The 21,227-nt window shown below is 62.0% G+C and carries 19 protein-coding genes; 10 read left to right on the forward strand and 9 right to left on the reverse strand.

Annotated features, from left to right (window positions below; genetic code table 11):
* The first annotated feature begins 1 nt into the window (after position 1).
* Genes dapF through HYE77_RS06935 form a run of 4 tightly spaced genes read left to right on the forward strand, consistent with a single transcriptional unit; the run spans position 2 to position 3,159 of the window.
* Complete coding sequence (gene dapF, locus HYE77_RS06920) at positions 2–832, forward strand: diaminopimelate epimerase (protein ID WP_008439347.1); 831 nt, start codon at positions 2–4, stop codon at positions 830–832.
* A 13-nt stretch (positions 833–845) separates the two neighbouring features.
* Positions 846–1,562 (forward strand): DUF484 family protein, encoded by a 717-nt coding sequence (locus HYE77_RS06925; protein ID WP_003208796.1) that lies wholly within the window; start codon positions 846–848, stop codon positions 1,560–1,562.
* Positions 1,563–1,564: 2 nt separating this feature from the next.
* Positions 1,565–2,464, forward strand: coding sequence for a tyrosine recombinase XerC (xerC, locus tag HYE77_RS06930; protein ID WP_008439350.1), 900 nt, complete (start codon positions 1,565–1,567; stop codon positions 2,462–2,464).
* Positions 2,461–3,159 carry an HAD family hydrolase gene (locus tag HYE77_RS06935; RefSeq protein WP_177068592.1) on the forward strand — a complete coding sequence of 233 codons (699 nt, stop codon included), beginning with the start codon at positions 2,461–2,463 and terminating at the stop codon, positions 3,157–3,159. Before xerC ends, HYE77_RS06935 begins: the two co-directional genes overlap by 4 nt.
* Before the next feature lie 255 nt (positions 3,160–3,414).
* Here the strand turns inward: HYE77_RS06935 and sutA are convergent, their stop codons facing one another.
* The 4 genes from sutA to glnK all read right to left on the reverse strand — a co-directional run bounded on the left by sutA (position 3,415) and on the right by glnK (position 6,193).
* A complete protein-coding gene (sutA, locus tag HYE77_RS06940) occupies positions 3,415–3,741 on the reverse strand; it encodes a transcriptional regulator SutA (RefSeq protein ID WP_003208791.1) in 327 nt (108 codons plus the stop codon).
* Between the two features lie 103 nt (positions 3,742–3,844).
* Positions 3,845–4,270 carry a secondary thiamine-phosphate synthase enzyme YjbQ gene (locus HYE77_RS06945; protein WP_003208787.1) on the reverse strand — a complete coding sequence of 142 codons (426 nt, stop codon included), beginning with the start codon at positions 4,268–4,270 and terminating at the stop codon, positions 3,845–3,847.
* A 209-nt stretch (positions 4,271–4,479) separates the two neighbouring features.
* Positions 4,480–5,820 carry an ammonium transporter gene (locus tag HYE77_RS06950; protein ID WP_008439352.1) on the reverse strand — a complete coding sequence of 447 codons (1,341 nt, stop codon included), beginning with the start codon at positions 5,818–5,820 and terminating at the stop codon, positions 4,480–4,482.
* Between the two features lie 34 nt (positions 5,821–5,854).
* The gene (gene glnK / locus HYE77_RS06955) at positions 5,855–6,193 is read right to left on the reverse strand and encodes a P-II family nitrogen regulator (protein ID WP_002555808.1); all 339 of its coding nucleotides are present in this window, start codon (positions 6,191–6,193) and stop codon (positions 5,855–5,857) included.
* A 473-nt stretch (positions 6,194–6,666) separates the two neighbouring features.
* On the opposite strand from glnK, the gene HYE77_RS06960 reads away from it, so the two are divergent.
* Positions 6,667–6,876 (forward strand): accessory factor UbiK family protein, encoded by a 210-nt coding sequence (locus HYE77_RS06960; RefSeq protein WP_371103568.1) that lies wholly within the window; start codon positions 6,667–6,669, stop codon positions 6,874–6,876.
* Positions 6,877–6,928: 52 nt separating this feature from the next.
* Here the strand turns inward: HYE77_RS06960 and cfa are convergent, their stop codons facing one another.
* Positions 6,929–8,011, reverse strand: a complete 1,083-nt coding sequence (gene cfa, locus HYE77_RS06965; protein ID WP_003208781.1) for a cyclopropane fatty acyl phospholipid synthase — start codon at positions 8,009–8,011, stop codon at positions 6,929–6,931.
* Positions 8,012–8,274: 263 nt separating this feature from the next.
* Here cfa and HYE77_RS06970 point away from each other — a divergent pair, with 263 nt between their 5' ends.
* Together HYE77_RS06970 and HYE77_RS06975 are read left to right on the forward strand one after the other, a co-directional pair.
* Positions 8,275–9,183, forward strand: coding sequence for a LysR family transcriptional regulator (locus HYE77_RS06970; RefSeq protein WP_003208779.1), 909 nt, complete (start codon positions 8,275–8,277; stop codon positions 9,181–9,183).
* 97 nt (positions 9,184–9,280) lie between these two features.
* On the forward strand, positions 9,281–10,777 hold the full coding sequence (locus HYE77_RS06975; protein WP_003208777.1) for a YifB family Mg chelatase-like AAA ATPase: 1,497 nt from the start codon (positions 9,281–9,283) through the stop codon (positions 10,775–10,777).
* Here the strand turns inward: HYE77_RS06975 and HYE77_RS06980 are convergent.
* Positions 10,764–11,348 carry a TetR/AcrR family transcriptional regulator gene (locus HYE77_RS06980; RefSeq protein WP_003208775.1) on the reverse strand — a complete coding sequence of 195 codons (585 nt, stop codon included), beginning with the start codon at positions 11,346–11,348 and terminating at the stop codon, positions 10,764–10,766. The two genes, HYE77_RS06975 and HYE77_RS06980, sit on opposite strands and share 14 nt — an antisense overlap.
* Positions 11,349–11,462: 114 nt before the next feature.
* On the opposite strand from HYE77_RS06980, the gene HYE77_RS06985 reads away from it, so the two are divergent.
* On the forward strand, positions 11,463–12,386 hold the full coding sequence (locus HYE77_RS06985; protein WP_177068593.1) for an ABC transporter six-transmembrane domain-containing protein: 924 nt from the start codon (positions 11,463–11,465) through the stop codon (positions 12,384–12,386).
* Between the two features lie 117 nt (positions 12,387–12,503).
* Here HYE77_RS06985 and HYE77_RS06990 read toward each other — a convergent pair whose 3' ends face one another.
* Positions 12,504–14,480 carry a methyl-accepting chemotaxis protein gene (locus tag HYE77_RS06990; protein WP_008439409.1) on the reverse strand — a complete coding sequence of 659 codons (1,977 nt, stop codon included), beginning with the start codon at positions 14,478–14,480 and terminating at the stop codon, positions 12,504–12,506.
* A gap of 178 nt (positions 14,481–14,658) precedes the next feature.
* Positions 14,659–15,579, reverse strand: coding sequence for a LysR substrate-binding domain-containing protein (locus tag HYE77_RS06995; RefSeq protein ID WP_177068594.1), 921 nt, complete (start codon positions 15,577–15,579; stop codon positions 14,659–14,661).
* A gap of 152 nt (positions 15,580–15,731) precedes the next feature.
* Here HYE77_RS06995 and HYE77_RS07000 point away from each other — a divergent pair, with 152 nt between their 5' ends.
* Positions 15,732–17,135, forward strand: coding sequence for a NorM family multidrug efflux MATE transporter (locus HYE77_RS07000; protein WP_177068595.1), 1,404 nt, complete (start codon positions 15,732–15,734; stop codon positions 17,133–17,135).
* 128 nt (positions 17,136–17,263) lie between these two features.
* Here HYE77_RS07000 and HYE77_RS07005 read toward each other — a convergent pair whose 3' ends face one another.
* Positions 17,264–18,934, reverse strand: coding sequence for a bifunctional diguanylate cyclase/phosphodiesterase (locus HYE77_RS07005; protein ID WP_177068596.1), 1,671 nt, complete (start codon positions 18,932–18,934; stop codon positions 17,264–17,266).
* A gap of 267 nt (positions 18,935–19,201) precedes the next feature.
* On the opposite strand from HYE77_RS07005, the gene rep reads away from it, so the two are divergent.
* Entirely contained in the window at positions 19,202–21,211 is a 2,010-nt protein-coding gene (rep, locus tag HYE77_RS07010; protein WP_008439414.1) for a DNA helicase Rep, read from the forward strand.
* Positions 21,212–21,227 lie beyond the last annotated feature (16 nt).

A 21,227-nucleotide genomic window follows, 5' to 3' on the forward strand; every position in this document is an offset into this window, starting at 1 on the left:
CATGTTGCTGCGTTTTACCAAGATGCACGGGCTGGGCAATGACTTCATGGTCCTCGACCTGGTCAGCCAGCACGCGCACATCCTGCCCAAGCACGCCAAGCTGTGGGGCGACCGGCACACCGGTGTCGGCTTCGACCAATTGTTGCTGGTGGAAGCGCCGAGTAACCCGGAAGTGGATTTCCGTTACCGGATCTTCAACTCCGATGGCTCCGAAGTGGAACAGTGCGGCAATGGTGCCCGCTGTTTCGCCCGTTTTGTCCTGGACAAGCGCCTGACCGCCAAGCGGCAGATTCGCGTCGAGACCAAAAGCGGCATCATCGAGCTGGATATTCGCAGCGACGGCCAGATCGGCGTCAACATGGGCGCGCCACGGCTGGTGCCGGCGGACATTCCGTTCCAGGCCACCGAGCAAGCCCTGAGCTACCCGGTGGACGTGGACGGCAAGACCGTCAACCTGGCCGCCGTGTCCATGGGCAACCCCCATGCCGTGCTGCGGGTGGATGACATCAACAACGCGCCGGTGCATGAACTGGGGCCGAAGATCGAAAACCACCCGCGCTTTCCCGCGCGGGTCAATGTGGGCTTCCTGCAGGTCATCGACCGTTCCCGTGCGCAGTTGCGCGTGTGGGAACGCGGGGCCGGCGAAACCCAGGCTTGCGGGACCGGCGCCTGCGCCGCTGCCGTAGCCGCGATCAGCCAGGGGTGGATGGATTCGCCGCTGCTGATCGACCTGCCCGGTGGACGCCTGTCCATCGAATGGGCAGGCCCCGGCCAACCGGTGAAAATGACCGGCCCGGCCACCCGCGTCTACGAAGGACAGGTCCGTCTATGAGTGAGCAAATCTAATGACTGATAAGCCTCAAGTACCCGCGCAAGCATCCCCAAGCGAAAGTCTGGAGGCCGCAGCCGTTGCGGCGTATCTGGAGGCTAACCCGGACTTCTTCGTTGAACACGAAGAACTGCTGCCGGCCCTGCGTATTCCCCACCAGCGCGGCGATACCGTGTCGCTGGTGGAGCGGCAGATGAAGATCCTGCGCGAGCGCAATATCGAAATGCGCCATCGGCTCTCGCAGCTGATGGATGTGGCCCGCGACAACGACCGCCTGTTCGACAAGACCCGCCGCCTGGTCCTGACCCTGATGGACGCCGCCAGCCTGGAAGAAGCGGTGATCGCCGTCGAAGACAGCCTGCGCCAGGATTTCCAGGTGCCCTTTGTCAGCCTGATCCTGTTCAGCGACAACCCGATGCCGGTGGGTCGCTGGGTCAGCGGCAGCGATGCCCAGACCGCGATTGGCGGCCTGCTGTCCGAAGGCAAGACCATCAGCGGCACCTTGCGCGAGCATGAGCTGGACTTCCTGTTTGGCGCCGAGCAGCGCCAGCAGATCGGCTCCACCGCCGTGGTTGCCCTCAGTCATCAAGGTTTGCATGGCGTGCTGGCCATCGCCAGCCGTGATCCGCAGCATTACAAAAGCTCGGTGGGCACGCTGTTCCTGAGCTACATCGCCGAAGTGCTGGGCCGCGTCCTGCCACGCTTCACCAGCGCATTGCGCGCGGTGCGCTAGCCATGGAACGACAACTGGACGCCTACTGCGCTCACCTGCGCAGCGAGCGCCAGGTGTCGCCGCATACCCTGGAAGCCTACCGGCGGGACTTGAACAAGGTCCTGGCGTTCTGCGAGAAACAACACATCGGCAGCTGGAAGGCCCTGGACATCCAGGGTCTGCGCAGCCTGATCGCCCGCCTGCACCAGCAAGGCCAATCCTCCCGCAGCCTGGCGCGCCTGCTGTCGGCGGTACGCGGCCTCTATCACTACCTGAACCGCGAAGGCCTGTGCGACCACGACCCGGCCAACGGCCTGGCGCCGCCCAAGGGCGAACGCCGCCTGCCCAAGACCCTCGACACGGATCGCGCCCTGCAATTGCTCGATGGCGCCGTGGAGGACGACTTCCTGGCCCATCGCGACCAGGCAATCCTCGAACTCTTCTACTCCTCGGGCCTGCGCCTGTCGGAGCTGACCGGGCTTAACCTCGATCAACTGGACCTGGCGGATGGCCTGGTGCAGGTGCTCGGCAAAGGCAGCAAGACCCGCGTATTACCCGTGGGCAAGAAGGCCCGCGAAGCCTTGCTGCTGTGGCTGCCCCTGCGCGCCCTGGCCAACCCGGCGGACGACGCGGTGTTTATCAGCCAGCAAGGCCGGCGTCTCGGGCCCCGGGCCATACAAGTGCGGGTCAAGGCCGCCGGCGAGCGCGAGCTGGGGCAGAACCTGCACCCGCACATGCTCCGGCACTCCTTTGCCAGCCACTTGCTGGAGTCCTCCCAGGACCTGCGTGCGGTGCAGGAACTGCTGGGCCACTCCGACATCAAGACCACCCAGATCTACACCCACCTGGACTTCCAGCACCTGGCAACGGTGTACGACAGCGCCCATCCACGGGCCAAACGCATTAAGGGCAGCGACTCATGAGCATCAAGCTGATCACCTTCGACCTGGACGATACGCTCTGGGATAACGTGCCGGTCATCATCAGCGCCGAGGCATCGATGCGCGAGTGGCTGGCGACCCACGCCACCAAGGTGGGCGACTTGCCCCTGGAGAAGTTTGCCAGCCTGCGCCAGCAGGTGCTGGAGCGTCATCCCGAGCTGAAATATCGCATCAGCGTGTTGCGTCACAAGGTGCTGCAATACGCCTTCGAGGAAGCCGGGTACCCGTTGCCGGAAGCGGCGCAGATGGCGGATGTGTGCTTTGAAGCGTTCATCCATGCCCGGCATCAACTCACCGTATTCCCCGAAGCGGAACCGATGCTGCAAGCACTGCGCCGCGACTATCTACTGGGGGTGATTACCAACGGTAATGCCGATGTGCAACGTGTGGGGCTGGCGGATTACTTCCACTTTGCGCTGCGGGCTGAAGACATTGGTATCGCCAAGCCGGATGCGCGGTTATTCCAGGAGGCCTTGCAGCGCGGCGGCGTTGAGCCGGGCGCGGCGGTGCACGTCGGGGATCATCCCGGGGATGACATTGCCGGGGCGCAACAGGCGGGACTGCGGGCGGTGTGGTTCAACCCGGCAGGCAAGGCCTGGGAGGCCGAGAAATTGCCGGATGCCGAGATTCGCAGCCTGACCGAGCTACCCGACGTGCTAGCCCGCTGGAACGCATAACCTGATGATGAAGGGCTTTTGTGGCGAGGGAGCTTGCTCCCGCTGGGCTGCGAAGCGGCCCCTGAACCAGCCACGACGGCCTTTCTGAAAGACCGCGTCGACCCAACCAGGGGCCGCTTCGCGCCCCAACGGGAGCAAGCTCCCTCGCCACACACGCTCTTCATCCTTGGATGGGTGTTAGCCCTGACCATTTTGTTTCGCCCATGAAAAAGCCCGCAGCGACGGCGGGCTTTTTCAGCAAGCAGACAGCAGGCCTTAGATAGGCCGGCTGCCGTACTTGTTATCCGGCTTCTTCGGTGGATCTGCCACCACGTTAGCCTCGACTTCCTGCACTTTGCCGCCTTTGGCGAGGAATTCTTCCATCGCCCGGGCCAGCGCATCGCGCTCTTTGTTCTTGGCTTCTACGCTCGGCAACTCGTCAACCGACACTGCAGCCTTGGCCTTGCCCTTGGCTGCCGGGACCGGTGCATCGTCGCCACCGTCGTCGTCAGCCACGTCTTCGGCAGCCGCCTCAAGACCTTCTTCGGTTTCGTCGTCGTCGCCTACTTCGAGGTCGTCGTTTTCCAGATCATCGTCGCTCATGTTCTACCTCATGACTTGCGAAAAGCAGATTAGTTATAGCCCAGCTTCGCCGCCTGTCGACGGCCGCCGGAAAAAAATCAACATCCACCGGTTAACCAGTGGCTTATGCCCCATCACCGTGCAAGGTGGCGAGGACTTTACGAGCACCGCCATGATCACGGTGCTCGCCCAGATAAACACCTTGCCAGGTCCCCATCGCCAAGCGGCCGGCCCTTACCGGCAAACTCAGCTGACAGCCCAGCAGACTGGCCTTGAAGTGCGCCGGCAGATCATCCGGACCCTCGTCGTTGTGTTCATATCCCGCCGTGCCTTGCGGCACCAGCGCATTGAAAAAACGCTCGAAGTCACGGCGAACCGCCGGGTCGGCATTCTCGTTGACCGTCAACGAGGCCGAGGTGTGCTGCAGCCACAAATGCAACAGTCCCACCCGACAGGCCTTCAATTCAGGCAGGCCGGCGAGCAACTCGTCCGTCACCAGATGAAAGCCCCGGGGCTTGGCCCGCAGGGTTATCAGGGTCTGTTGCCACATACAGTTCTCCGCCTATCGGCGCGCATTCTAGCGCGCTCAGGGAAAAAACAAAGTGCCGAATACGCCTACATGCCTGTAAGACATTCGCACACTGAAAAGTGCAGTGCGGATCCCATCACAAAGTCGCAAAAAAACCCATACACCTTTAGCCACAGACAAACCCAAGGCAAAAAAATGCCCGGCAAGCCGGGCATCTTTTTTTCGCGTACTTACAAGTTGTAGCCGCGCTCGTTGTGTTGCGCCAGATCGAGGCCAACCGCCTCTTCTTCTTCGGTCACCCGCAGGCCCATCACCACGTCCAGCACCTTGAGGATGATGTACGTCACGATAGCGGTGTAGATGACGGTGAAGCCGACGCCTTTGGCCTGAACCCAGACCTGTGCGGCAATGTCGGTAGTAGCGGCGTTGAAGCCACCCATCGACGGTGCGGCGAACACGCCGGTCAGGATCGCGCCGAGGATACCGCCGATACCGTGCACGCCGAAGGCGTCCAGGGAGTCGTCGTAGCCCAGTTTGCGTTTCAGGGTAGTGGCGCAGAAGAAGCACACCACACCGGCAGCCAGGCCGATCACCAGGGCGCCCATCGGGCCCACGGTGCCAGCGGCTGGGGTGATTGCCACCAGGCCCGCAACCACACCCGAGGCGATGCCCAGTGCGCTCGGCTTGCCGTGGGTGACCCACTCGGCGAACATCCAGCCCAGGGCCGCAGCAGCGGTAGCGATCTGGGTCACCAGCATCGCCATGCCGGCAGTGCCGTTGGCCGCAGCAGCGGAGCCGGCGTTGAAGCCGAACCAGCCGACCCACAGCATGGCCGCGCCCACCAGGGTGTAACCGAGGTTGTGCGGGGCCATTGGGGTGGTTGGGAAGCCTTTACGCTTGCCGAGTACCAGGCACGCTACCAGGCCGGCCACACCGGCGTTGATGTGCACCACGGTGCCGCCTGCGAAGTCGAGCACGCCCCAGTCGCCCAGCAACGAACCCGGACCGCCCCATACCATGTGGGCGATCGGTGCGTAGACCAGGGTGAACCAGACGCCCATGAAGATCAGCATCGCGGAGAACTTCATCCGCTCGGCGAATGCACCGACGATCAGCGCCGGGGTGATGATCGCGAAGGTCATCTGGAAGGTCACGAACACGGCCTCAGGGAACAACGCCGCCGGGCCGGTGATGCTGGCCGGGGTCACACCCGAGAGGAACAGTTTGGACAAGCCACCCACAAACGAGTTGAGGTTGACGACGCCTGCTTCCATACCGGTGGTGTCGAACGCCATGCTGTAGCCGTACACGAACCACAGGATGGTGATCAGGCCGGTGATGGCAAAGCACTGCATCATCACGGAAAGAATGTTTTTGGAGCGAACCATGCCGCCGTAGAACAGCGCGAGGCCTGGAATGGTCATGAACAGCACCAGCGCGGTGGACGTGAGCATCCACGCGGTGTCGCCGGAATTGAGGACTGGAGCAGGTACTGGGTCCGCCGCCATGGCCAGGGCCGGCATTACGAGGGACAACAGGGCTCCTAGCCCTGCGAATTTACGCAGAGTCATATTGTTTTCTCCTGGGGCGTTGGGGTTTGGCGGCTTAGATTGCGTCGGTATCGGTTTCGCCGGTACGGATGCGAATAGCCTGTTCCAGATTGACCACGAAGATCTTGCCGTCACCGATCTTGCCGGTGTTGGCGGCCTTGGTTATCGCCTCGATAACCCGGTCAAGATCCTTGTCGTCAATGGCGACATCAATCTTCACCTTTGGCAGGAAATCGACCACGTATTCCGCGCCGCGATACAGCTCGGTGTGACCCTTCTGCCGACCGAAGCCTTTGACCTCAGTAACGGTAATGCCCTGCACGCCGATCTCGGACAGTGACTCGCGTACATCGTCCAACTTGAACGGCTTGATGATGGCAGTGACTAGCTTCATGAAAACTCTCTCCCGAATTGGTGGACTTGCCCCAGGAAAACAAACCCGTCTCAAGTCTAAGCGCAGTGCCTGGCTTTGTAACGCTTCGTCGCCCTGGCATTTGCCATTGCGACGCTCGCTAACCACTGGTGACGAAACATGTACCGCTGGTCCGTCGGCGCACTGCATCGTCACAGCGACTGCATCAGTGCATGGGTCATGATCGTCTAAGCAGAAAGCTTGCCAGCTCCGTAAAAATCACTGAAATCAGTCCTTTGTTCGCCTGTGCCCACCTACCGGGCGCCACGACAGCGAAGATACGCACGAAAACGGTGCGCGACCGCCCGTCCTCATGCGCGAAAAGCGTGCGCCGCAGGGGCTGGAAAAGACTATAGACGCTGCGTGATACACTGCCGGCCAACAGATTTTCCGGACGATTTCCCATGCTCGCGCCCAAAGACCTCCTCGACGCCCTGAGCGGCCACGCCTCCCGCCTGTTCAGCAGCGACACGCCGCTGCCACGCAATGAAATTGAAAGCCAGTTCAAGGCACTGCTGCAAAGCGGTTTCAGCAAGCTGGACCTGGTAAGCCGGGAAGAGTTTGATAGCCAGATGGTGGTGCTGGCGCGCACTCGGGCGCGGTTGGAAAGCCTTGAGGCCAAGGTGGCGGAGCTGGAAGCGCGATTGACGCCTGCCGCCGAATAAGCCGGCCCAACCGGGGCAGGTTTCACCTGTCCCCGTTAAACCGTTGCAACCCTCAGCTCACCCGCTGATACCCGCCGACAACCCCCTTCTTCGACAATACCCACTGCCACAGCTGGATATCCCGCGCGCGAAACGCCCCTGCACACGACAGCAGGTAATAGCGCCACATCCGGTAGAAACGCTGGCCAAAGGTGTCTGCGAAATCCGGCCACGCCAGTTCGAAGTTTTCGCACCAGGCCATCAGCGTCTTGTCGTAGTCGGCGCCAAAGTTGTGCAAATCCTCGGCAACAAATAACCCGTCCATGGCGTCGCCGATCTGCCCGATCGAAGGCAAATCACCGTTGGGAAAGATGTATTTGTCGATCCACGGATCCGGCGTGCTGTTGCGTTGGTTCTTGCCGATAGTGTGTAGCAGGAACAACCCATCGTCTTTCAGGCAGCGGTTGGCGACCTCCATATACGCCCGATGGTTCTTGCGCCCCACATGCTCGAACATGCCGACACTGGCGATATGGTCGAACTGCTCGTCGATATCCCGATAGTCCTGCAGACGAAACTCGATCGGCAGATGTGAATACTTGGCCCGCCCCCACTCCGCCTGCTCCTTGGAGATGGTCACGCCGACACACTCGACCCCGTAGTGCTCGGCCGCATGGCTCATGAAACTGCCCCAGCCACAGCCGATATCCAGCACGCGCATGCCCGGCTTGAGCCCCAGTTTTTTACAGATCAGGTCCAGCTTGGCGAACTGCGCCTGCTCCAGGGTGGTGGCATCTTTCCAGTAGCCACAGGTGTAGGTCATGCGCGAGTCGAGCATGCGCGCGTAGAAGTCATTGCCGAGGTCGTAATGTGCTTCGCCGACTTGCCAGGCGCGTTTCTTGTTTTGCAGGTTCAGCCAGCGGGAGCTGAACGCGTGAAACAACAAGGTGGCCGGGTTGGCCTGGTCGATCACGCCGGAGCGCATGAGGCGGAAAAAAAACTCATCCAGCGCCTCGGCGTCCCAGCCGCCATCCATGTAGTCTTCGCCAAGGCCCAGATTGCCCTTGGCCAGGGCGAGATCAAATGTGGCACTGTGGTGCAGTTGCATATCGGCAGCCGATGGCCCGTTGACCTCGATCTGCGCCTGCGCCAGCAACTCCTTAACGAAGCGCGCTCCCTGAGACATCTCATCAGAACCGGAAAAAGAATGACGCGTTTTGTTAAGCACAGTTGCTCTCCAGAAATAGCGTTGCCTTTGATTCATACACTGCGAGAAATCTGGCCATGGAAGCGTCTGGCAAGGCCCTTAAGGCGTCATGGAAGCGCTGGCTGGGAACAGATGTAACAAATCTTATCCAGCCATTTTTTAAAGATATAATGAATTAATATTATGAAAACCATGCAAAATTGGAATGCAAGATGGACATCCGGGCGCTCCGTTATTTCGTAGAAGTCGTCGACCAGCAGAGCTTTACCAAAGCCGCTGTGAAGCTGCACCTGACCCAGCCAACAGTCAGCAAGATGGTGCAGCAATTGGAGTCGAGCCTTGGCCTGAAGCTGCTCGACCGCATGGGAAAACGCTTCACCCTGACGGACGCCGGGGAAATTGTGCTCAAGCGCGCCAAGGAAATGATCGCGCTGCACGATGAAATGACGGTAGAGCTGCAAGACTTGCAGCATGTCGGGCGCGGCGCCCTGCGCATGGGGCTTTCGCCCTCGACCCACCTCGCACTGGCGCCGATTTTTGCGGAGTATCACGCCCGTTACCCGAAGATCGAACTGAAACTGTTCGAAAGCGGCGGCAATATCACCATCCAGGATCTGCGCCAGGGCACGCTGGAGTTCGGCACCATCCTGGACTCGCCGCGCGTGGCGGATATCTGGTCCGAATTCGAATCCATGCCCCTGTTCGAATCGCCACTGTGCCTGCTCGCGCCCCATGACTCTCCCTGGCAGGGACGCAGCTCGGTAGAGCTGAGCGAACTGCAAGCCTGCGAATTCATCTTTTACGATGACACCTTCACCCTGAACCAATTCGTACTTGATGCCTGTGCACAAGCCGGTTTTGAGCCGCGGATCAGTGGCCGCAGCAGCCAATGGGACTTTATCGCCTCCCTGGTACGACTGGGCGTGGGCATCACCCTGCTGCCCCGGGCATTCTGCGAAACCCTTGATGCGAGCCAGTTCAGCATCGCGGAAATACAGTCGCCGGCGCTGAACTGGCGACTGATGCTGGCGTGGCGTCGGCAGTGCAAGTTGTCGTTTGCGGCGCAGGCGTGGTTGACGTTGGCGAAGGAGTTTCTGTGTGTGCCGCCGTCGGACCGCTAGCGCGATACGTTCTGTAAAACCTCGCCGCCGCGCGTCGCCATCACTCAACTACCCTTGAAAAACCGCAGGAAGCGGCCACTCATTTCAAGGAACCAGCATGTCCCTCGCCATCGTCCATAGTCGCGCCCAGATAGGCGTCGAAGCGCCCGCCGTCACTGTCGAGGTGCACATGGCCAACGGCTTGCCGTCGCTGACGCTGGTGGGCCTGCCGGAAACCGCCGTCAAGGAAAGCAAAGACCGCGTGCGCAGCGCCATTCTCAATTCTGCGCTGCAATACCCGTCCCGCCGCATCACCCTCAACCTCGCACCCGCCGACCTCCCCAAGGACGGCGGGCGCTTTGATTTGGCGATTGCCCTGGGGATTCTCGCCGCCAGCGTGCAGGTACCGGCGCTGACCCTCGATAACGTGGAATGCCTGGGCGAGCTGGCGCTGTCCGGTGAGGTACGGCCGGTGAAAGGTGTGTTGCCCGCAGCCCTGGCGGCGCGCAAGGTCGGGCGCACCTTGATCGTGCCGCGGGCCAATGCCGAGGAAGCCTGCCTGGCTTCGGGGTTGAAGGTGATTGCCGTGGATCACCTGCTGCAAGTGGTGGCGCACCTGAACGGTCACGTGCCGATCGAGCCCTTCGTTTCCAGTGGCCTGATGTACTTGAACAAACCCTACCCGGACCTGAGTGAAGTGCAGGGCCAACTGGCAGCCAAGCGTGCGCTGTTGATCGCTGCGGCGGGCGCCCACAACCTGTTGCTCAGCGGGCCACCGGGCACCGGCAAGACCTTGCTCGCCAGCCGTCTACCAGGGTTGTTGCCGCCCTTGAGTGAACAGGAAGCGCTGGAGGTGGCGGCGATTCAATCGGTGGTCAGCCTAGCGCCGCTGAGCCATTGGCCACACCGGCCATTTCGCCAGCCGCATCATTCGGCATCCGGCCCGGCGCTGGTGGGCGGCGGCTCGAAACCGCAGCCGGGGGAAATAACCCTGGCCCATCACGGTGTGTTGTTTCTCGACGAGTTGCCGGAGTTTGATCGCAAGGTCCTGGAGGTGCTACGTGAGCCGCTGGAGTCCGGGCATATCGTGATTTCCCGCGCTCGCGACCGGGTGCGTTTCCCGGCGCGCTTTCAGTTGGTGGCGGCAATGAACCCCTGCCCTTGCGGCTATGTGGGCGAGCCCAGTGGGCGCTGTCGCTGCACGCCGGAGCAGATTCAGCGCTATCGCAACAAACTCTCGGGGCCGCTGCTGGACCGGATCGACCTGCACGTGACCGTCGCCCGGGAAAGCACCGCGCTGAACCCGGGCATACAGTCCGGTGATGATACCGCCAGCGCCTCCGTCCTCGTCGCCGATGCCCGGGACCGCCAACAACGGCGCCAGGGCTGCGCCAATGCGTTTCTCGACCTGCCGGGGCTACGCCAGCACTGCAAACTGGAAAAGGCTGATGAAGGCTGGCTGGAAAGCGCCTGCGAACGGCTGACGCTGTCGTTGCGGGCGGCCCATCGCCTGCTCAAGGTCGCCCGCACCCTGGCCGACCTGGAACAAGTGGAAGCCATCGCACGCCATCATCTGGCGGAGGCCTTGCAGTACCGCCCTGCTAGCGCGTCCTAGGCAACGCCAGAAGCAGCCCCGCCACTTCCATCACCTCATCCATCACCGCTTCAGCTGACTCAACGGAGGGTTTGAGCAACAAGTCATCGGCATAGCCCATCGCTACGGCAAAGAGTTGTCGCGCAGCGCGCTTGGGCGACTCACAGCGGAACACTTTGGCCGCCACACCTTGCTCGATGATCTCGGCGAGCATGGCTTGCCATTGGGCGTTGATCACCAGGTAGGCCTGGGCCAATGGCTCGTCATGCATGGCTTCGTCCCAGGCATCCAGCCATAGCGCCCAACCGGCGTCTGCCGTGGAGGGCAGGCAGTCACGCAGGAACCCTTCGAGGGCTTCCAATGGCGGCAGATCCACCAGCGGCGCCCTCACCTCGTCCAGTTGCTCGTTGGCGAACCGCACGAACGCTTCGCGGCGCAGCTCTTTCCAGTCGCTGAAGTAGTGATAGACGTGGCTGCGGGACAGCCCGGCATGCTCCGCCAGGTCGCGGGTGGAAACATCGGCAAACCCTTTGCTGCGAAACAGCTCCAGGGCGGCGGCGATGATCTGGTCTTTACGGTCGATACGCGACATGAGGCTTTTCCTTCAGGCACCGGCAGATCGACGGCGCTTGCTTTTTGAGCGGTCGCTCAAGGATACTTGAGCAGTCGCTCAATAATAGCGTTTATCTCACTCTCGGTGCACCCCATGTCATCCGTAACACCCCAGATCCTGATCGAAGAAAGCAAAAAGTTCGGGCAACAATCCGCCAGCCAAACCCTCAAGGCGATCGCCAAGGCCTATCCCGGCAAGTTGTTCTGCACCTTGTCGCTGGTGGCCCTGGAGAACGCATTGCTGCTGGCCTACCCACTGTTTGCGGGGTTCGCGGTGGACTCGATCATCCGCGGCGATGCCGGCAGCGCGCTGTTCTACGCCGCCGTGGTGCTGGCGTTCTGGGTGGTCGGGGCGGCGCGACGGGCGCTGGATACGCGCACCTTCACCCGTATCTACGCGGACCTTGCGGTGCCGGTGATTCTCAACCAGCGCCTGCAAAACCACAGCACCTCACGGGCAGCGGCGCGGGTAGTGTTGGCGCGGGACTTTGTGGATTTTTTCGAAAAACACGTGCCAATCATCGCGACGGCGCTGGTGTCGATCGTCGGTGCGGCAGTGATGCTGTTGGTGATCGAGCCGTGGATCGGCCTGGCCTGCCTGACGGCGCTGGTGCTGTGCACAACCTTGTTGCCACGTTTCGCCCGGCGCAATCAGGAGCTGCATGAGCGCTTGAATGACCGCCTGGAAAAGGAAATCGGCCTGGTGGAAAAGGTCGGCGCGCAGACCTTGCGGCGCCACTACCAGGTGTTGTCACGCCTGCGGATCTGGCTGTCGGACCGCGAGGCTGCCGCGTTCCTGTTTATCGGTACGCTGGCGGCACTGCTGTTTGTGGTTGCCATCAGCCAGCTGGCGCTGTCGCCGGCGGTCAAGGCCGGCCACGTGTATGCGGTGATGACTTACCTGTGGACCTTTGTCAGCAGCCTGGATGAAGCGCCAGGGATGGTCGACCAACTGGCGCGACTCAAGGACATTGGCAAGCGTGTGGACCCGGGGCTGGGCGACCGATCCGACGTTTGACGCGTCGGGTCGGCCGTCATCGCGGGCAAGCCCGGCTCCCACAGTGGACCGCGTACTCCAGAACAACACGGTCAACTGTGGGAGCGGGCTTGCCCGCGATGAGGCCCGAACAGTCAATCAACGAAACCGGTCAACCTCATGCCGCAAGCCCGCCGCCAGGGTCTCCAGTTCCTTGGCGGTGATCGCAAGGTTGGACACCACTTCACGCTGCTCGCTGTTGGCCAGGGCGATGCTCTGCAAGTTGCTGCTCAGCAGGGTCGCCGTGCTGCTCTGCTCCTGGGTCGCCGTGGTAATGGCCGCAAACTGCTGGCCCGCCGAGCGGCTTTGCTCGTCGATCCGCGCCAGCGCAGAGGCGACGTCAGCGTTGCGAGCCAGGCCTTCCTGCATCAGCACGTTGCCTTGCTCCATGGTGCTGATGGCGTTGCCGGTTTCCTGCTGGATACTCTGGATCATCCCGGAAATCTCATCCGTGGCCTGACGAGTGCGCGATGCGAGGTTGCGCACTTCATCGGCCACCACCGCAAACCCGCGCCCCTGCTCACCGGCCCGCGCCGCTTCGATGGCGGCGTTGAGCGCCAGCAGGTTGGTCTGTTCGGCAATCGCGGTGATCACTCCGACGATCCCGCCGATTTCCTGGGAGCGCTGGCCCAGGGTGTTGATCACCGTGGCCGTGCTGTTCAGCGCGGTGGCGATGTGTTCCAGGGACGACGACGCTTCTTGCATCGAGGTGCGGCCGATCCTGGTTTGCTGGGCGTTGTCCTGGGCCAGGCGTTCGGTGTTGCCCATGTTGTCGGCAATATTCAGCGAGGTGGCGCTGAACTCTTCCACCGCGCCGGCCATGCTGGTGATCTCGCCGGACTGTTGCTCCATGCCTTCGTACGCACCGCCGGACAACCCCGACAGTGCCTGGGCGCGGCTGTTCACGTCTTCAGCCGCCTTGCGGATATGCGACACCATGGTCGACAGCGCTTCGCCCATCTGGTTGAAACTGCGGGCTAGTTGGCCGATTTCATCATGGCTGGAAACGTTCAGCCGTGCGCTCAAATCACCGGCGCCCAGGGCTTCGGCCTGACGCACCAGGTCGCCCAATGGCTGCAACTTGCTGCGCAGCAACCAGACCGCCGCGCCCACCGCCAGCAGCATCGCGAGCAAGCTGCCGATCGCCAGGCGAATCCCCACCGACCAGGTCACCGCGCGAATTTCGGCTTTCGGCATGCTCGCCACCACCGACCACGGGCCGCCTTCAAACGGCACGGCAACGCTGTAGAAATCTTCGTTCTTGTCGCTCCAGAAACGGCCTTTTCCAGGTTTGGCGGCCAGGTCGAGCATCACCGGAATCGACTGATCCAGCGCCTGCACGCCAGCGGGCGGTACCAGCCAGTGCTTCTGTTCGTCCAGCAGCGCCAGGGAACCGGTCTGGCCGATGCGGAAACGCTTGAGGTTGTCGAACTGGGCGTTCTGCGCATCGGTGTAGTCGAAGCCGACAAACAGCACCGCAATCACTTTGCCGCTGGCGTCCCGCACCGGGCTGTACTGGGTCATGTAGGAGCGATCGAACAACACCGCGCGGCCAACGTAGCCCTGTCCGCCCAGCAAGCGTTGATAGGCCGGATGCTGGTGATCCAGCGCCGTACCGATGGCGCGGCTGCCATCCTGCTTGGTCAGGGAGGTGCTGACGCGGATAAAGTCCTCGCCGCTGCGTACGAACAAGGTCGCCACGCCGCCGGACATCTGCTTGAACTCATCGACTTCAGCGAAGTTGTTGTTGAGCACTTCCTCGCCCAGGTACAGGCCCGGCGTCTGCACGCCCGCCACCGTCACCGGTTGCTCAGGGCGCGTACTCAAGCCGGCGCTGAAGCGCTTTTCAAACAGCCCGCTCAAACGCTGGGTACTTTCGCGCAAGGTGCTGTGGAAGGTATTGAGCTGGTCGGCCAGCAAGCGGGCCTCGCTGGCCAGGTGCTCCTCGCGGGTGTCGAGGTTGGCGGAGTCCAGCGAACGCAACGCGAATACCGTGCTGCCGCTGATGACGACAGCCAGTATCACGGCGAGGGCAAGCCCCAGTTGAGAGGCAATCCGGGCGCGAGGTTGAGACATGAAGGCTCCTGGCCGAGGCCAGGATCATCCTGATCTCATAGCGCTGCTCGGCAAAATTCTAATAGGGGAAACGTTGCAGAACGGTAGTTCCAACAACCCTACTTCGGCGGGCAGGCTCAATACTTGAGCGAATCACAGGGGTATCGCGCAAACGATTGCTGGCCGGTGCGCAATCCACTCAGTCGAGGCGCTCGACCTGGGGCAATTCCATGGCCTGCACTTCGCCCTGGAGAAAGTCACCCAGCCGTCGCAAACGCTCGCCACCCGGCCGGGTCTTCGGCCACACCAGATAGTAATTTTCCCCACTGGCCACAGCGGTGGGCCATGGCAGACTCAGGCGGCCCTGGGCCACGTCTTCGGCCACCATCAGCAAGTCGCCCATGGACACGCCGTACCCTCGGGCGGCGGCGATCATGCCCAACTCCAAGGTGTCGAACACCTGCCCGCCCTTGAGCGAAACCTGGGATGACAGCCCCATGCGCTCCAGCCAGTTACGCCAGTCACGCCGGTCCGGCGTCGGGTGCAGCAGTTCGGCAGCGGCCAGGCGCGCAACGTCCCAGGGTCCGTCGCTCAACAGGTTCGGCGCGCCCACCGGAATCAGCAACTCCGGAAACAGGTAGCTGGCTTCCCAGTCCGGCGGGAAATGCCCGTTGCTCAGCAACACCGCGCAATCGAATGGTTCCTGGTTGAAATCCACCTCATCGACGCTCATCCAGGCGCTGGTCAGTTGCACTTCATTGCCCGGCTGCAGGTGCCGGAAGCGACTGAGCCGCGCCAGCAGCCAGCGCATGGTCAGGGTGGACGGCGCCTTCATGCGCAGGATGTCGTCCTCGGCATTCAAGGTATGGCAGGCGCGCTCCAGGGCCGCAAAGCCTTCACGCACGCCCGGCAGCAACAGGCGCGCTGCCTCGGTGAGTTGCAAGGTGCGGCCGCTGCGCTGGAACAGGCGGCAGGCGAAATGCTCTTCCAGGGTACGAATGTGCCGGCTCACCGCACTTTGGGTAATCGACAACTCTTCCGCCGCCCGGGTGAACGAGTTGTAGCGGGACGCAGCTTCAAACGCGCGCAAGGCGTAAAGAGGAGGAAGACGACGAGACATGGCGAAAACTCCGACGGCGCAATATCGAAACCCTACCAGAATCATTCAGGCATGAGTTTTAATCATGCGAACCATCGGATTTATCCCTTTGTGCAATGCGCTGTGGGCGCCGAGAATCAACCCTTCCACCCCTCCCTGACTTTTTGAGCGTGATGATCATGCAGCATCCGGCACGTACCGAACTCTGGGCCATTCTGCGGCTGTCAGGGCCGCTGATTGCCTCACAGTTGGCCCACATGCTGATGGTGCTGACCGACACCCTGATGATGGCCCGCCTGAGCCCCGAGGCCCTGGCCGGCGGAGGCCTGGGTGCGGCGAGCTATTCGTTCGTGTCGATTTTCTGCATCGGCGTGATCGCTGCCGTGGGCACGCTGGTCGCGATCCGCCAGGGCGCCGGCGACATCGAAGGCGCCACCCGCCTGACCCAGGCCGGGCTGTGGCTGGCCTGGTTGATGGCGCTGGTGGCTGGTTTGCTGCTGTGGAACCTCAAGCCAGTGCTGCTGATGTTCGGCCAGACCGAAACCAACGTCGCGTCCGCCGGCCAGTTCCTGACCATCCTGCCGTTCGCCCTGCCCGGCTACCTGACGTTCATGGCCCTGCGCGGCTTCACCAGTGCTATCGGCAAGGCCACGCCGGTGATGGTGATCAGCCTGGGCGGCACGGTGATCAACTACCTGCTCAACCACGCGTTGATCGAAGGCATGTTCGGCCTGCCGAAACTCGGGCTGGTGGGCATTGGCCTGGTCACCGCCATCGTTGCCAACTGCATGGCCCTGGCGCTGATCTGGTACATCAAATACAACCGTGCCTACGACGCGTATCCGCTGCGCAAGGGTCTGCTGCGGCCCAACCTGCATTACCTGCGGGAACTGTGGCGCCTGGGCCTGCCGATTGGTGGCACCTATGCGGTGGAAGTCGGGCTGTTTGCGTTCGCCGCGCTGTGCATGGGCACCATGGGCAGCACGCAGCTGGCTGCGCACCAGATCGCCCTGCAGATCGTGTCGGTGGCGTTCATGGTGCCGGCGGGCATGTCGTACGCGATCACCATGCGTATCGGCCAGCATTACGGTGCCGGGCAGTTGCTGGAAGCGCGGCTGGCCGGGCGAGTTGGCATAGGCTTTGGCGCAGTGGTGATGCTGGGCTTTGCAGCGGTGCTGTGGTTGTTCTCGCACCCACTGATCAGCCTGTTCCTCGACCAGCATGACCCGGCGTTTCGCGACGTGATCAACCTCGCCGTCAGCCTGCTGGCGGTGGCCGCATGGTTTGAGCTGTTCGACGGCGTGCAGACCATCGCCATGGGCTGTATTCGCGGACTCAAGGATGCCAAGACCACCTTCCTGGTCGGGCTGGGCTGCTACTGGCTGATCGGCGCACCGGCCGCATGGTTGATGGCGTTCAATCTCGGCTGGGGGCCGACGGGCGTTTGGTGGGGCCTGGCCCTGGGCCTGGCGTGCGCGGCAGTCAGCCTGACCTGGGCGTTTGAACGGAAGATGAAGCGGATGATTCGCCAGGAGCCTGAAACCCACCGCGGATTTCAAGCCGCGCAGCCGGAGTAACGGCTGTACTCGGTCAAATGTGGGAGCGGGCTTGCTCGCGAATGCGGTGGGTCAGCCATGAATTGGTTGGCTGAAATACCGCATTCGCGAGCAAGCCCGCTCCCACATTTTTGATCGGGTTCACAACATCAGATCACGCCGCCCACCTGTTCCTGGCTGTCACCAAACGTCAGGTAGTCCACCAGTTCCGCCAACGGCAACGGCTTGCTGATCAGGTAACCCTGGGCCTGATCGCAGCCGAACAACCGCAGCAACGCCAGTTGCTCGGCGGTTTCCACGCCCTCGGCGACCACTTCCAGGTTCAGGTTATGAGCCAGGTTGATCATGGCGTGCACCAGCTTGCGATTCTCTTCGCGCTCTTCCATGCCGCCGACAAAGCTCTTGTCGATCTTCAGCAAGGCAATCGGCAGGCTGTTGAGGTGCACGAACGACGAAAAGCCGGTGCCAAAGTCATCCAGGGAAAAGCGCACGCCCAGGCGGCCCAGCGCATCCATGGTCTGCTTGACCAGGTCGCTGCGGCGCATCACGGCGGTTTCCGTCAGCTCAAATTCCAGCCACTGGGCTTCCACGCCGCGCTCGGCAATCAGCCGGCTGAGGGTGCTGAGCAGTTGGCTGTCCTGAAACTGGCGGAACGACAGGTTGACCGCCATGTGCAACGGCGCAATCCCGCGTTCGCGCAGGTCCTGCATGTCGCGCAGGGCCCGGGAAATCACCCAGTAGCCCAGCGGCACGATCAAGCCGCTCTGCTCGGCCAGCGGCACGAACTCGCTCGGCGGCAACAGGCCGCGCTCACCGTGGCGCCAGCGCACCAGTGCTTCCAGGCCGACGATATGCCCATCGTCGAGGTCCAGGCGGGGCTGGTAATGCAGCTCCAGTTCGTCACGACGCAACGCCCGGCGCAGCTCGCTTTCAAGGTCGGCGAGGCTGCGGGCATTGCGGTTGATGCGTTCGTTGAAGATATGAAAGGTGCAGCCCTGGGTGCTTTTGGCTTGCTGCATGGCGATGTGGGCGTGCCACATCAACGGGTCGGCGCCGGCCTTGGCGCGGGCATGGGCCACGCCGAGGCTACAACCGATCAGCAGGCTTTCGCCATCGACCCAATAGGGTTCGGCCATGGCTTCGACGATGCGCTCGGCCATCCATTCGGCGCGCTGGGGCGCACGGCGGGTGTCGATCAGCAGGGCAAATTCGTCGCTGCCCAGGCGCGCCAGTTGATCGCCGGCCTCCAGCTGGCTCTTGAGCCGCGAGACCACTTGCAGGATCAGCCGGTCGCCGGCCTGGTGGCCGAGGGCGTCGTTGGCGTGACGGAAGTTGTCCAGGTCGAGGTGGCCGAGGGCAACGCCACGGCCTTCGTTTTCCGCCAGGCGGGCGGTCAACAGGGTCTGGAAGCCCTGGCGGTTGGCGATACCGGTCAGCGGGTCCTGTTCGGCCAGGCGTTGCAGGGTGTTTTCCAGCACACCGCGCTCGCGCACATGCCGCAGGCAACGGCGCAATGTATCGACATCCAATGCATTCAGGATCAGCCAGTCGCTGACGCCGAGGGGTGAAACCAGGGGTTCCTCTTCCAACAGCAATACCGTTGGCAAGCTGCAGCGACCGGGGCCGGGCTGAAGGTTGGCCGTGGTCAACAGCACCGCGCTGTGATCGTCGTCGAACAGGTTGCTCACAGACTCCCAGTTTGGCGCGCTGATCAGCACAGCTCCGTCGCCCATCGGCGCCAGGCACTCGCGCAATAACGCTGCCCACGCTGGCTCATCGGCCAGCAGCAGCAAACGCAAGGGTTCGACAGGCGTAGACAAGCTAGCTCCCTAGACTCTGCAAAATTTCGTTGGCGGCGGGCATTATGACGTGCGCCCCGATAATGACCAATGATATGGGTTATCAAATGCGCACTGTGCAGCTCTAGACCGAACAATAGTCCTAAATACCCTGCACATCCTGCGGCAAAGTAACAAAACCGGCAAATTTAGATCGAGTGGTACGTCACACTGTCGTTCAGAGGCAGCAGAATCTTGCCAGCCTGTTAAAATGCCCGCCCTTTTGATCAATGACCTCCTGAATTTCGTATGTCCCGACTCAATCCCCGGCAGCAAGAAGCCGTGAACTACGTCGGCGGCCCTCTATTGGTGCTCGCCGGTGCCGGTTCCGGCAAGACCAGCGTGATCACCCGCAAGATCGCGCACCTGATCCAGAGCTGTGGCATCCGTGCCCAGTACATCGTCGCCATGACCTTTACCAACAAGGCGGCGCGGGAAATGAAAGAGCGCGTCGGCACCCTGCTCAAGGGTGGCGAAGGCCGTGGCCTCACCGTGTGTACCTTCCACAACCTGGGGCTGAACATCATCCGCAAGGAACACGTGCGGTTGGGCTACAAGCCGGGCTTCTCGATCTTTGACGAGACAGACGTCAAGGCGCTGATGACCGACATCATGCAGAAGGAATACGCGGGCGACGACGGCGTCGACGAGATCAAGAACATGATCGGCTCGTGGAAAAACGACCTGATCCTGCCCGCCGAAGCCCTGGAAGCTGCGCGCAACCCCAAGGAGCAGACTGCCGCCATTGTCTACACCCACTACCAGCGCACGCTGAAGGCGTTCAACGCGGTGGACTTCGACGACCTGATCCTGCTGCCGGTGAAGCTGTTCCAGGAACATGCCGACATCCTCGAAAAGTGGCAGAACAAAGTCCGCTACCTGCTGGTGGACGAATACCAGGACACCAACGCCAGCCAATACCTGCTGGTGAAGCTGCTGATCGGCAAGCGCAACCAGTTCACCGTGGTAGGCGATGACGACCAGTCGATCTACGCCTGGCGCGGCGCCCGCCCGGAAAACCTGATGCTGCTCAAGGACGACTACCCGTCCCTGAAAGTGGTGATGCTGGAGCAGAACTACCGCTCCACCAGCCGCATCCTGCGTTGCGCCAACGTGCTGATCTCCAACAACCCCCACGAGTTTGAAAAGCAACTGTGGAGCGAGATGGGCCACGGCGACGAGATCCGCGTGATCCGCTGCCGCAACGAAGACGCCGAAGCCGAGCGCGTGGCCGTCGAACTGCTCACGCTGCACCTGCGCACCGACCGGCCCTACAGCGATTTCGCGATCCTGTACCGCGGCAACTACCAGGCCAAGCTGATCGAGCTGAAGCTGCAGCACCACCAGATTCCTTATCGCCTGTCGGGCGGCAACAGCTTTTTCGGACGCCAGGAAGTGAAAGACCTGATGGCCTACTTCCGGCTGATCGTGAACCCGGACGACGACAACGCCTTCCTGCGGGTGATCAACGTCCCACGCCGAGAAATCGGTTCGACTACCCTGGAAAAGCTCGGCAACTACGCCACCGAACGCAAGATCTCGATGTACGCCGCCACCGACGAAATCGGCCTGGGCGAGCACCTCGACACTCGTTTCACCGACCGCCTGGCGCGCTTCAAGCGCTTCATGGACAAGGTGCGCGAGCAGTGCGCCGGCGAAGACCCGATCAGCGCCCTGCGCAGCATGGTCATGGACATCGACTACGAGAACTGGCTGCGCACCAACAGCTCCAGCGACAAGGCTGCCGATTACCGCATGGGCAACGTGTGGTTCCTGATCGAGGCGTTGAAAAATACCCTGGAGAAGGACGAAGAAGGCGAGATGACCGTCGAGGACGCCATCGGCAAGCTTGTGCTGCGGGACATGCTTGAACGCCAGCAGGAAGAGGAAGACGGCGCCGAAGGCGTGCAGATGATGACCTTGCATGCGTCCAAGGGCCTGGAATTCCCCTACGTGTTCATCATGGGCATGGAAGAGGAAATCCTCCCGCACCGCTCCAGCATCGAAGCCGACACCATCGAGGAAGAACGGCGCCTGGCCTACGTGGGCATTACCCGCGCGCGTCAGACATTGGCCTTCACCTTTGCCGCCAAGCGCAAGCAGTACGGCGAGATCATCGATTGTGCCCCCAGCCGGTTCCTCGACGAACTGCCGCCGGACGACCTGGCCTGGGAAGGCAACGACGACACACCGACCGAAGTCAAAGCCGTTCGCGGCAACACCGCACTGGCGGATATACGCGCGATGTTAAAGCGCTAGAATCGACTACTTTTTA

The sequence above is a fragment of the Pseudomonas sp. IPO3774 genome, from assembly GCF_013386835.1.
GTDB lineage: Bacteria > Pseudomonadota > Gammaproteobacteria > Pseudomonadales > Pseudomonadaceae > Aquipseudomonas.